Origin of the sequence: Burkholderia cepacia GG4 (assembly GCF_000292915.1) — a bacterium.
GTDB classification, from domain to species: domain Bacteria; phylum Pseudomonadota; class Gammaproteobacteria; order Burkholderiales; family Burkholderiaceae; genus Burkholderia; species Burkholderia cepacia_D.
This window is the reverse complement of record NC_018513.1, coordinates 2,082,849-2,095,726: the sequence shown is the minus strand read 5'-3', so window position 1 is coordinate 2,095,726 and position 12,878 is coordinate 2,082,849. Positions and strand designations below refer to the sequence as shown.

Annotated in this window: 8 protein-coding genes; 5 read left to right on the top strand and 3 right to left on the bottom strand. The window is 64.2% G+C overall.

Annotation, left to right across the window (positions count from 1 at the left end; genetic code table 11):
- Positions 1-11 precede the first annotated feature (11 nt).
- The 3 genes from GEM_RS09605 to GEM_RS09595 all read right to left on the bottom strand — a co-directional run bounded on the left by GEM_RS09605 (position 12) and on the right by GEM_RS09595 (position 3,354).
- Complete coding sequence (locus GEM_RS09605) at positions 12-1,226, bottom strand: efflux RND transporter periplasmic adaptor subunit (protein ID WP_014897213.1); 1,215 nt, start codon at positions 1,224-1,226, stop codon at positions 12-14.
- Positions 1,227-1,278: 52 nt separating this feature from the next.
- Positions 1,279-2,775, bottom strand: a complete 1,497-nt coding sequence (locus GEM_RS09600; RefSeq protein ID WP_041490500.1) for an efflux transporter outer membrane subunit — start codon at positions 2,773-2,775, stop codon at positions 1,279-1,281.
- A gap of 87 nt (positions 2,776-2,862) precedes the next feature.
- Positions 2,863-3,354, bottom strand: coding sequence for a MarR family winged helix-turn-helix transcriptional regulator (locus GEM_RS09595; protein ID WP_014897211.1), 492 nt, complete (start codon positions 3,352-3,354; stop codon positions 2,863-2,865).
- Positions 3,355-3,691: 337 nt separating this feature from the next.
- On the opposite strand from GEM_RS09595, the gene typA reads away from it, so the two are divergent.
- From typA to zapE, 5 genes are all read left to right on the top strand, one after another.
- The gene (typA, locus tag GEM_RS09590; RefSeq protein WP_011351805.1) at positions 3,692-5,518 is read left to right on the top strand and encodes a translational GTPase TypA; all 1,827 of its coding nucleotides are present in this window, start codon (positions 3,692-3,694) and stop codon (positions 5,516-5,518) included.
- Between the two features lie 316 nt (positions 5,519-5,834).
- Positions 5,835-8,699 (top strand): 2-oxoglutarate dehydrogenase E1 component, encoded by a 2,865-nt coding sequence (locus GEM_RS09585; protein WP_014897210.1) that lies wholly within the window; start codon positions 5,835-5,837, stop codon positions 8,697-8,699.
- 135 nt (positions 8,700-8,834) lie between these two features.
- Positions 8,835-10,109, top strand: coding sequence for a 2-oxoglutarate dehydrogenase complex dihydrolipoyllysine-residue succinyltransferase (odhB, locus tag GEM_RS09580; protein ID WP_014897209.1), 1,275 nt, complete (start codon positions 8,835-8,837; stop codon positions 10,107-10,109).
- An 81-nt stretch (positions 10,110-10,190) separates the two neighbouring features.
- Positions 10,191-11,621, top strand: coding sequence for a dihydrolipoyl dehydrogenase (gene lpdA, locus GEM_RS09575; RefSeq protein WP_014897208.1), 1,431 nt, complete (start codon positions 10,191-10,193; stop codon positions 11,619-11,621).
- A gap of 100 nt (positions 11,622-11,721) precedes the next feature.
- On the top strand, positions 11,722-12,819 hold the full coding sequence (zapE, locus tag GEM_RS09570; protein WP_014897207.1) for a cell division protein ZapE: 1,098 nt from the start codon (positions 11,722-11,724) through the stop codon (positions 12,817-12,819).
- Positions 12,820-12,878 lie beyond the last annotated feature (59 nt).

Genomic DNA, 12,878 nt, shown 5'->3' with positions numbered 1-12,878 from the left:
AGTCGGAGCCGTTACATCATCTTGGCGGCGCTGTTCGACTTCGCCGCGGCCGGTGCCGGTGCGTTGCCGCCCGCGTTCTCGGCGACGATGCGAGCGATTTCGGCGTCGGCTTCATCGCCGTACTTCGCGAACACGTTGGTCTCGTAGACGGTGTTCTGCGCATTGGCGAGCTGGTCGCCGCGTTCGTCCTTGATGTCGACGTCGACCTGCATCGACAGGCCGATGCGCAGCGGGTGCTTCTCGAGTTCCTTCGGGTCGATCTCGATACGCACCGGCAGGCGCTGCACGACCTTGATCCAGTTGCCGGTCGCGTTCTGCGCCGGCAGCAGCGAGAACGCCGAGCCGGTGCCGGCCGAGAAGCCGACGACCTTGCCGTGGTAGACGGCCGACGAGCCGTAGATGTCGGCCGTCAGCTCGACCGGCTGGCCGATGCGCATGTGCTTGAGCTGGACTTCCTTGAAGTTCGCGTCGACCCACACCGCGTTCAGCGGCACGACCGACATCAGCGGGTTGCCCGGCGACACGCGCTGGCCGACCTGTACCGAGCGCTTCGCGACATAGCCCGTGACCGGTGCGGGCAGCACGTTACGCGCATTCGCGAGGTACGCGTCGCGAACCTTCGCTGCCGCGGCCATGACGTTCGGGTGCGATGCGATCGTCGTGTTCGTGGTCAGCGCGCGGTTCGATGCGAGCTGCTGCTGCGCGGCGTCGACCGACGCCTGCGCGGCGCGCACGGCGTCGCGCGCATGGGAGATTTCTTCCTGCGACACGGCGCCCGTCTGCGCGACGGCCATCCGGCGGCGCAGATCGTCCTGCGCCTTCGACAGGTCGGACTGGCGCAGCGCGACCTGCGCACGATACTGGTCGTCGTTGACGAACAGGCCGCGCACCTGGCGCACCGTCTGCGCGAGGTTGGCTTCGGCCTGCTGCAGCGCGACCTGCGAATCGGCCGGGTCGAGCACGACCAGCGGATCGCCGGCCTTGACCGTCTGCGTATCGTCCGCCTTCACGGCGATCACCGTACCGGTGACCTGCGGCGTGATTTGCACGACGTTGCCGTTCACGTATGCGTCGTCGGTCTCTTCATGGAAGCGCGCGACGAGGAAGTAGTACAGACCGTACGCGATGGCCGCAATGACGATGACCGCGATCAGCAGCGTCATCATCCGTTTGCGCTTCCCGTTGCCCTGTTGTGCGCTGGCGGCGTTTTGTTGAGGGTCGCTCATGGCGATTTTCTCCGTCCGTTATTTCGAGTATCTGCGTAGTGGTGGCGCCGGATCAGTTGGCGGCCTGTTTTGTCTGCTTGTCCGCTTCGGGCGCGGCGAGCCGCGTGCCGGTCGCGTCGAACCCGCCGCCGAGCGCCTTGATCAGCGCAAGCTGCATGTCGCGCCGACGCATCTTCAGGTTGGTCACCGTCTGTTCCGATGCGAGGCGGTTGCTGTCCGCGGTCAGCACCTGGAGCTGCGGCGACAGGCCGGCCTTGTAGCGGATCACGGCGAGGTCGTACGCGCGCGTCGATGCGTCGAGCGCGCGCTGTGCGTCGTCCATCTGGCGATCGACCGCGCGGATCGACGCGACCTGCGTCGCGACGTCGTTCAGCGCGCTGATCAGCGTCTGGTTGTAGTTCGCGACCGACAGGTCGAAGTCCGCATAGCGGCCCTTGAGCTGCGCGCGCAACGCGCCGGCGTCGAAGATCGGCAGGTGGATGGCGGGGCCGAACTGCGCCTGGCGGCTCGCGAAGTTCAGGAATTTGCCCCAGCCGAACGCATCGAAGCCGAAGCTGGCCGCGAGGTTCACGTCCGGGAAGAACTCGGCCTTCGCCTCCTTCACGTCGTGCATCGCGGCCTCGACCTGCCAGCGCGCGGCGACGATGTCGGGGCGGCGCGACACGAGGTCGGCCGGCAGGTTGCCCGGCAGTGCGACTTCGCCGTTCGGGTTCATCACGGGCGCGGCGATCTGCAGCCCGCGGTCAGGTCCCTTGCCGAGCAGCGCGGCGAGCTGGTAGCGCACCGTCGTGATCTGGCCGTCGAGGTCCGACAGCGACGCCTGGGTCGTGGCGATATTGCCGCGCGCGGTCTGCCGCTCGACATTGGTGTCGAGGCCGGCCGACACGCGGCCGTCGGTGATCTTGCCGACCGTCTGGCGGTTGGTGATTTCGCGTTGCGCGATGTCGCGCAGCGCATAGAGTTGCGCGAGCGAGTTGTAGGTGCGGGCCACCGACGCTGCGAGGGTGATGCGCGCCTGCTGCATGTCGGCTTCGGCGGCCTTTTCCTGCGACACGGCCGTGTGCAGGCGCTCGCGGTTCTTGCCCCACAGATCGAGATCCCATGATGCGCTGGCGAGCGCGTTGTTCTCGCTGTACCACTGGCCGCCGTACGGGGGGGGGAACAGCGCGTTCGCCGAATACAGCTCGCGTGTCCACGAGTAGCTGGCCTCGGCCTTCGGCATCAGGTTCGAGCGCGACGATTCGATGTACGACGACGCCTTCGCGATGCGCGCCTGCGCCTGTGCAATCGACGGGTTGCCCTGGAGCGCCTCGTCGATCAGCTTCGGCAACTGTGGATCGCCGAACTGGCTCGCCCAGTTGAGCGCCGGCCACTGGCCGCCCTGGGCCGGCAGGCTCTGGGCCGTTTCGAATTGCGATGCGGGAGCGATCTGCTTGTCGCTCTTGATGCCGATGTAGTTTGCGCAGCCCGCCAGCGCCAGCGCGGCAACCGCGGCGGCGACGGCGACGCGGCACGACCCGGCGCGCACGGACAACGGGGAGGCTTTCATCGCGCTGTTCCCTGACTCGGAATGAATGATGGACACTGCAAGGATTTCCTTACATTAATCTGTCAAAAGTAATTGTTATGGCAACTATTACGTGATGCTGCCGCCGGCGGTCTCGCAGTAGTTGCTGAGAATGCGGCGCAGCATGCTCTTCAGGAACCCGACTTCCTCCGGCGTAAAGCCGTCCAGCAGCTCGTCGAGCACGCTGCGGAACACCGGCGGCAGCCGCTCGGCAAGCGCACGGCCTTCGTCGGTCAGCTCGAGGCGCACGACCCGCCGATCCTCGATGCTGCGCACGCGGGACAGCAGGCCGCGTTTCTCGACGCGATCGAGCAAGCGGGTGACCGCGCTCGCGTCGATCCCGTATTCCCGCGCGAGCTCGGCGGCCGTCGAGCATTTGCCGACCGCGATCATGAACAGCATGCTCGCCTGTGTGCCCGTGATGCCGAGCTCTTCCTGTGTGCGCTGCGTGACGAGGTTGGTCATCACCGATTTCACGCGCGACATCAGATAGCCGACGCTGTCGTTCATCTGATACGAGGACAGCGGCGAAACGGGCGGTTGGGAAGGAGAATCCGACATAAAACCCTGAAGCTGCAATAGTTGACTAGGCAGCAGTATAGGCACAATTGTTTGCCGCGGCAAATGTTAATCGAACGGGCAAGGGCGCGCTCCGTGATCCGGAATTCCCTTGTCAGCATATGGGTATTTGGCGGGCCGGCACCGGCTACGGAAGATCGAGCGGGGCCGTCCGCGGGAAGGGCGGACGTGCGGCGTTTGTTGCGTTGCAACGGGCCATCCGGCTTTCGACACTCGCACGTGCTATAATTTGTGGTTTCCAAGCTGCAACGCGCGCGCACGTGTCCTGGTGACTGAACGGAGCGTGCGCGTTTGCGCGTTCAACGATTTCCAGGTTTCTATGACCCGCGCCCTTCGCAACATCGCCATCATCGCTCACGTCGACCACGGCAAGACCACGCTCGTCGACCAACTGCTTCGCCAGTCCGGCACCTTCCGCGAGAACCAGCAGATTGCCGAGCGGGTGATGGACTCGAACGACATCGAAAAAGAGCGCGGGATCACGATTCTCGCGAAGAACTGCGCGGTCGAATATGAAGGCACGCACATCAACATCGTCGACACGCCGGGGCACGCAGACTTCGGTGGCGAGGTCGAGCGCGTGCTGTCGATGGTCGACTCGGTGCTGCTGCTCGTCGACGCCGTCGAAGGCCCGATGCCGCAGACGCGCTTCGTCACGAAGAAGGCGCTCGCGCTCGGCCTGAAGCCGATCGTCATCGTCAACAAGATCGACCGTCCGGGTGCGCGGATCGACTGGGTCATCAACCAGACCTTCGACCTGTTCGACAAGCTCGGCGCAACCGAAGAGCAGCTCGACTTCCCGATCGTCTACGCATCGGGCCTGAACGGCTATGCGTCGCTCGACCCGGCGGCGCGCGAAGGCGACATGCGCCCGCTGTTCGAAGCAGTCCTCGAGCACGTGCCGGTCCGCCCGGCTGATCCGGAAGCGCCGCTGCAGCTGCAGATCACGTCGCTCGACTATTCGACGTACGTCGGCCGGATCGGCGTCGGCCGCATCACGCGCGGTCGCATCAAGCCGGGCCAGCCGGTCGCGATGCGCTTCGGCCCGGAAGGCGACGTGCTGAACCGCAAGATCAACCAGGTGCTGTCGTTCACGGGCCTCGAGCGCGTGCAGGTCGAATCGGCCGAAGCGGGCGACATCGTGCTGATCAATGGTATTGAAGACGTCGGCATCGGCGCAACGATCTGCGCGGTCGATACGCCGGAAGCGCTGCCGATGATCACCGTCGACGAGCCGACGCTGACGATGAACTTCCTCGTCAACTCGTCGCCGCTGGCGGGCCGCGAAGGCAAGTTCGTCACGAGCCGCCAGATCCGCGACCGCCTGATGAAGGAACTGAACCACAACGTCGCGCTGCGCGTGAAGGACACGGGCGACGAAACGGTGTTCGAAGTGTCGGGCCGCGGCGAGCTGCACCTGACGATTCTCGTCGAGAACATGCGCCGTGAAGGCTATGAGCTCGCCGTGTCGCGTCCGCGCGTCGTGATGCAGGAAATCGACGGCGTGCGGCACGAGCCGTACGAGCTGCTGACCGTCGACGTCGAAGACGAACACCAGGGCGGCGTGATGGAAGAGCTCGGCCGCCGCAAGGGCGAGATGCTCGACATGGCATCGGACGGCCGCGGCCGCACGCGTCTGGAGTACAAGATTTCGGCGCGTGGCCTGATCGGCTTCCAGAGCGAATTCCTGACGCTCACGCGCGGCACGGGCCTGATGAGCCACATCTTCGACTCGTACGCACCGGTCAAGGACGGCTCGGTCTTCGAGCGCCGCAACGGCGTGCTGATCTCGCAGGACGACGGCGCTGCCGTGGCCTACGCACTGTGGAAGCTGCAGGATCGCGGCCGCATGTTCGTGAAGCCGGGTGACGCGCTGTATGAAGGCATGATCATCGGTATCCACAGCCGCGACAACGACCTCGTCGTGAACCCGATCAAGGGCAAGCAGCTGACCAACGTGCGTGCGTCGGGTACCGACGAAGCCGTGCGCCTCGTGCCGCCGGTCCAGATGTCGCTCGAATACGCGGTCGAATTCATCGACGACGACGAGCTCGTCGAAGTGACGCCGCAGTCGATCCGCCTGCGCAAGCGCTTCCTGAAGGAGCACGAGCGTCGCCGCGCGAGCCGCGAAGGCGCGGTCGACTAAGCATCGGCTGTTCCCGCGCATGACGAAAAAGGCTGCCTTCGGGCAGCCTTTTTTGCATCTGCGCGATGCGCAACCGGGTAGGCTGAAAAACACTGTTCCCGCGGGTCGTGGCAATCCGGCAAAACCCCGTCGCGCGGTGCTTTCAGGCACATTTCGTCGTGAACTTCGGTAACGGTTCTGTGATATGCTGCGCGCACGCAAGTTTAGGTCCTTCCAAGCAAGACTTGATTCGCAATCCGCTAAACGGTCAGGCCGTGTCGCGGAAGGTTGAGTAACCCGCTATTTCTCGAGAAGCTCGAAGAAAGGTGAGCGTAAAATGTCAGATGTAATGAAGCAGTTTCAGCTGAACTCCTATCTGTTCGGCGGCAATGCTTCGTACGTTGAAGAACTGTACGATGCATACCTCAACAATCCGGCATCGGTGCCGGAGAACTGGCGAGAGTATTTCGACGCGCTGCAGAACGTCCCTGCAACCGACGGCTCGAATGCCAATGACGTCGCTCACTTCCCGATCGTCGAATCGTTCGCCGAGCGTGCGAAGGCCAATGCCTTCATCCCGCGCGAAAGCACCAGCAACCTGGCAACCGCGCGCAAGCAGGTCCACGTCCAGTCCCTGATCAGCGCCTATCGCTTCCTCGGCTCGCAATGGGCCAATCTGGATCCGCTGAAGCGTCGCGAACGTCCCGCCATTCCCGAACTCGAACCCGCGTTCTACGACTTCTCCGAAGGCGACCTCGACCAGACGTACAGCGCAAGCAACCTGTACTTCGGTTTCGACCAGGCTTCGCTGCGCGACATCGTCAAGGGCCTGCGTGACACGTACTGCGGCACGATCGGCGCCGAGTTCATGTACATCAGCGATCCGGAACAGAAGCGCTGGTGGCAGGAGCGCCTGGAATCGACCCGCGCGACGCCGGCGTTCTCGGCCGACAAGAAGAAGCACATCCTGAATCGCCTGACGGCAGCGGAAGGCCTCGAGCGCTATCTGCACACCAAGTACGTCGGCCAGAAGCGCTTCTCGCTCGAAGGTGGCGAAAGCTTCATCGCGGCGATGGACGAAGTCGTCCAGCACGCAGGCAAGACCGGCGTGCAGGAAATCATCATCGGCATGGCCCACCGCGGCCGTCTGAACGTGCTGGTCAACACGCTCGGCAAGATGCCGGCCGACCTGTTCGCCGAATTCGAAGGCAAGCACGTCGACGACCTGCCGGCAGGCGACGTGAAGTACCACAAGGGCTTCTCGTCGGACGTGTCGACCGAAGGCGGCCCGGTCCACCTGTCGCTCGCGTTCAACCCGTCGCACCTCGAAATCGTGAACCCGGTGGTCGAAGGTTCGGCGAAGGCGCGGATGGATCGTCGCGGCGACGAAGACGGCCTGCAAGTGCTGCCGGTGCAGATCCACGGCGACGCGGCCTTCGCTGGCCAGGGCGTCGTGATGGAAACGCTGAACCTCGCGCAGACGCGCGGTTACGGCACGCACGGCACGCTGCACATCGTCATCAACAACCAGATCGGCTTCACGACGTCCGACCCGCGCGACGCGCGCTCGACGCTGTACTGTACCGACGTGGTCAAGATGATCGAAGCGCCGGTGCTGCACGTGAACGGCGATGATCCGGAAGCCGTCGTGCTCGCGATCCAGATCGCGATCGACTACCGGATGCAGTTCCACAAGGATGTCGTGATCGACATCGTCTGCTTCCGCAAGCTGGGTCACAACGAGCAGGACACGCCGGCCGTCACGCAGCCGCTGATGTACAAGAAGATCGCGCAGCACCCGGGCACCCGTGCGCTGTACGCCGAGAAGCTCGTGCAGCAGGGCGTGATCACCGCGGAAGACACCGACGGCTACGTGAAGGCGTACCGCAAGGCGATGGACGACGGCCACCACACCGTCGATCCGGTCCTGTCGAACTACAAGAGCAAGTACGCGGTCGACTGGGTTCCGTTCCTGAACCGCAAGTGGACGGACGCAGCCGATACGGCCGTGCCGCTCGCCGAACTGAAGCGCCTGGGCGAACGCATCACGACGGTCCCGGAAAACTTCAAGGTTCACCCGCTCGTCGAGCGCGTGATCAACGACCGCCGCAACATGGCGCGTGGCGACCAGCCGCTCGACTGGGGCATGGGCGAACACCTCGCGTTCGCGTCGCTCGTCGCATCGGGCTACTCGGTGCGCCTGACGGGCCAGGACTCGGGCCGCGGCACGTTCACGCACCGTCACGCGGTGCTGCACGACCAGAACCGCGAGCGCTGGAACGACGGCACGTACGTGCCGCTGCAGAACATCGCCGAAGGTCAGGCGAAGTTCACGGTGATCGACTCGGTGCTGTCGGAAGAGGCGGTGCTGGGCTTCGAATACGGTTACTCGACCGCCGAGCCGAACACGCTCGTGCTGTGGGAAGCCCAGTTCGGCGACTTCGTCAACGGTGCGCAGGTCGTGATCGACCAGTTCATCTCGTCGGGCGAAGTGAAGTGGGGCCGCGTGTCGGGTCTCACGATGCTGCTGCCGCACGGCTACGAAGGCCAGGGTCCGGAACACTCGTCGACCCGTATCGAGCGTTTCCTGCAACTGTGCGCTGACCACAACATGCAGGTCGTTCAGCCGACGACGCCGGCACAGATTTTCCATCTGCTGCGTCGCCAGATGATCCGCCTGTTCCGCAAGCCGCTGATCATCGCCACGCCGAAGTCGCTGCTGCGCCACAAGGAAGCGGTGTCGGACCTGTCGGAACTCGCGAAGGGTTCGTTCCAGCCGGTGCTGGGCGAAACCGACGGCGGCATCGACGCGAAGAAGGTCAAGCGCGTGGTTGCGTGCTCCGGCCGCGTGTACTACGACCTCGTCGCGCACCGCCGCGAAGCGAAGGCGAACGACGTCGCGATCATCCGTATCGAGCAGCTGTATCCGTTCGCGCACAAGCAGTTCGAAGCCGAAATGAAGAAGTACGAGAACGCGACTGAAGTGGTCTGGGTGCAGGACGAGCCGCAGAACCAGGGTCCCTGGTTCTACGTCGAGCACCACCTGAAGGAAGGCATGAAGGAAGGGCAGAAGCTGGCATACAGCGGCCGTCCGGCTTCGGCCTCGCCGGCGGTTGGCTACTACGCGAAGCACTACGAGCAGCAGAAGGCCCTCATCGAAGGTGCGTTCGGCCGCCTGAAGAGCGCATCGATCGCGAAATAATCGACGGAAGCGAAACGGGAAGGCGCACTGCGCTTTCCCGTCTCTTTTGGCCCGCCGGGCGCGTCGCGCGCCGCACCGGCCGAAGGAATCGCACGAACCTCGTCATTACCCAGATTAAGCATCCAGGAAAATCACATGGCTATCGTAGAAGTCAAAGTCCCCCAGCTTTCGGAGTCGGTTTCGGAAGCGACCATGCTGCAGTGGAAGAAGAAGCCGGGCGAAGCAGTCGCGCAGGACGAAATCCTGATCGAACTCGAGACCGACAAGGTCGTGCTCGAAGTGCCGGCACCGGCAGCGGGCGTGCTCGCGCAAGTGCTGCAGAACGACGGTGACACGGTCGTTGCCGACCAGATCATCGCGACGATCGACACCGAAGCGAAGGCAGGTGCAGCCGAAGCAGCGGCAGGCGCCGCCGAAGTCAAGCCGGCAGCAGCGCCTGCTGCAGCCGCACCGGCAGCACAGCCGGTCGCCGCAACGGCATCCAGCTCGGCTACGGCATCGCCGGCCGCATCGAAGCTGCTGGCCGAGAAGGGCCTGTCGGCCGGTGACGTCGCAGGTTCGGGCCGCGACGGCCGCGTCACGAAGGGCGACGCGCTGGCCGCAGGCAGCGCACCGAAGGCGGCTCCGGCCGCCGCACCGGCGAAGGCCGCTGCGAAGCCGTCGCTGCCGGACGTAAAGGTGCCGGCGTCGGCCACGACCTGGCTGAACGACCGTCCGGAACAGCGCGTGCCGATGTCGCGCCTGCGTGCGCGTATCGCCGAGCGTCTGCTCGAATCGCAGCAGACCAACGCGATCCTGACGACGTTCAACGAAGTGAACATGGCTCCGGTCATGGAGCTGCGCAACAAGTACAAGGACAAGTTCGAGAAGGAACATGGCGTGAAGCTCGGCTTCATGTCGTTCTTCGTGAAGGCGGCCGTGCACGCGCTGAAGAAGTTCCCGCTGGTGAACGCGTCGATCGACGGTAACGACATCGTCTATCACGGCTATTTCGACATCGGTATCGCGGTCGGTTCGCCGCGCGGCCTGGTCGTGCCGATCCTGCGCAACGCGGATCAGCTGAGCCTCGCCGAGATCGAGAAGAAGATCGCCGAATTCGGCCAGAAGGCGAAGGACGGCAAGCTGTCGATCGAGGAAATGACGGGCGGTACGTTCTCGATCTCGAACGGCGGCGTGTTCGGCTCGATGCTGTCGACCCCGATCATCAACCCGCCGCAGTCGGCGATCCTCGGCGTGCACGCGACGAAGGAGCGTCCGGTTGTCGAAAACGGCCAGATCGTGATCCGTCCGATCAACTACCTGGCACTGTCGTACGACCACCGGATCATCGACGGCCGCGAAGCGGTGCTGTCGCTCGTCGCGATGAAGGACGCGCTGGAAGATCCGGCACGCCTGCTGCTCGACCTGTAAGCCGAGTCTCACTGCATTGACCCGTTCCGCAGGTTCGCGCCTACGCGCGAACCTGCGGACGCACAAGTAGAAAGGATTGTCATGTCCAAGGAATTTGACGTCGTCGTGATCGGGGCCGGCCCCGGCGGCTACATCGCCGCGATTCGCGCCGCGCAGCTCGGCAAGACCGTTGCCTGTATCGAGAAGTGGAAGAATCCGGCCGGCGCGCTGAAGCTCGGCGGCACCTGCCTGAACGTCGGCTGCATTCCGTCGAAGGCGCTGCTCGCGTCGTCTGAAGAGTTCGAGAACACGTCGCACCACCTGGCCGACCACGGCATCACGGTCGACGGCGTGAAGATGGACGTCGCGAAGATGCTCGGCCGCAAGGACGCGATCGTCGAGAAGATGACGAGCGGGATCGAGTTCCTGTTCAAGAAGAACAAGATCACCTGGCTGAAGGGCCATGGCAAGTTCGCCGGCAAGACCGACGCCGGCGTGCAGATCGAAGTGAGCGGCGAGGGTGAAACCGAAGTCGTCACCGCGAAGAACGTGATCATCGCGACGGGTTCGAAGGCGCGCCACCTGCCGAACGTCCCGGTCGACAACAAGATCGTGTCGGACAACGAAGGTGCGCTGACGTTCGACTCGGTGCCGAAGAAGCTCGCCGTGATCGGCGCAGGCGTGATCGGCCTCGAGCTCGGCTCGGTGTGGCGCCGCCTGGGCGCTGAAGTGACGGTGCTCGAAGCGCTGCCGGCATTCCTCGGCGCAGCCGACGAAGCGCTCGCGAAGGAAGCGGCCAAGCTGTTCAAGAAGCAGGGCCTCGACATCCATCTCGGCGTGCAGATCGGCGACGTGAAGACGACCGCGGACGGCGTGTCGATCGCTTACACGGACAAGGACGGCAACGCGCAGACGCTCGACGCCGACCGCCTGATCGTGTCGGTCGGCCGCGTGCCGAACACCGACAACCTCGGCCTCGAGGCAATCGGCCTGAAGGCGAACGAACGCGGCTTCATCGACGTGGACGACCACTGCCGCACGGCCGTGCCGAACGTGTACGCGATCGGCGACGTGGTGCGTGGCCCGATGCTCGCGCACAAGGCGGAAGACGAAGGCGTGTTGGTCGCGGAAGTGATCGACGGCCAGAAGCCGCACATCGACTACAACTGCATTCCGTGGGTGATCTACACGTACCCGGAAATCGCCTGGGTCGGCAAGACGGAACAGCAGCTGAAGGCCGAAGGCCGCGAGATCAAGTCGGGCAAGTTCCCGTTCTCGATCAACGGCCGCGCGCTCGGCATGAACGCGCCGGACGGCTTCGTGAAGATGATCGCAGACGCGAAGACAGACGAACTGCTCGGCGTGCACGTGATCGCGGCGAACGCGTCGGACCTGATCGCGGAAGCCGTGGTGGCAATGGAGTTCAAGGCGGCGTCGGAAGACATCGCCCGCATCTGCCATCCGCACCCGTCGATGTCGGAAGTGATGCGCGAAGCGGCGCTCGCCGTCGACAAGCGCTCGCTGAACAGCTGAGCGTGGTATAGCGCCGGCCGGCCGTCGGCCGGCGCAGCCGTCTCATGACGAAGGCGGGCGGGGGTTTCCCGCTCGCCTTCGTTTTTTCCGGTTTGCCCTGATGAACGTCACCGAATACTACACGCGCGAATTGACCACGCGCGGCTATCAGTCCGATCCCGCCCAGCGCGCTGCCGTCGATCGCCTGCAGCGCTGCTTCGACGAGTGGGTCGACTACAAGGCGCGCCGCTCGAACGCGTTCAAGAAGCTCATCAATCATCCGGACCTGCCGCGCGGCGTCTACATGTGGGGCGGCGTGGGCCGCGGCAAGAGCTTCCTGATGGACAGCTTCTACGCGGTGGTGCCCGTGCAGCGCAAGACGCGCCTGCATTTCCATGAGTTCATGCGTGAAGTGCACCGCGAACTCGAGGAGCTGAAAGGGCAGGCCGATCCGCTCGACGAACTGGCGCGACGCATCGCGAAGCGCTACCGGCTGATCTGCTTCGACGAATTTCACGTATCGGACATCGCCGACGCGATGATCCTGTACCGGCTGCTCGACCGCCTGTTCAACAACGGCGTGCAGTTCGTGATGACGTCCAACTACGATCCCGACGATCTCTATCCCGACGGGCTGCATCGTGACCGCATGCTGCCGGCCATCGCGCTGATCAAGGAAAAGCTCGACGTGCTGAACGTCGACGCGGGCGTCGATTACCGCCAGCGCACGCTTGCACAGGTGAAGATGTATCACACGCCGCTCGGCGCGGACGCCGATCGCGAACTGCGCCATGCATTCGCGAAGCTCGCCGCGGTGCCGGACGAAAGCCCGATCCTGCATATCGAGAAGCGCGAACTGAAGGCGCTGCGCAAGGCCGACGGCGTCGTCTGGTTCGATTTCGCGACGCTGTGCGGCGGCCCGCGTTCGCAGAACGACTATCTCGAACTGGCCAGCCGCTTCCATGCGATCGTGCTGTCCGAGGTGCCGCAGATGTCGCCGCGGATGGCGTCCGAGGCGCGTCGCTTCACCTGGCTCATCGACGTGCTGTACGACCACAAGGTCAAGCTGCTGATGTCCGCGGCGGTGCCGGCGGAGCAGTTGTACGTCGAAGGGCCGATGGCGAACGAATTCGCGCGCACGGTATCGCGAATCGTCGAGATGCAATCGAAGGAGTACATCGAGACACCGCGTCGCATCGTCGATACTTCGCTGACCTGATCGCGGCTTCCGGCAATTGGCGGGTATCAAACGTCAATTCCGGTCAAATTATCCGGAAC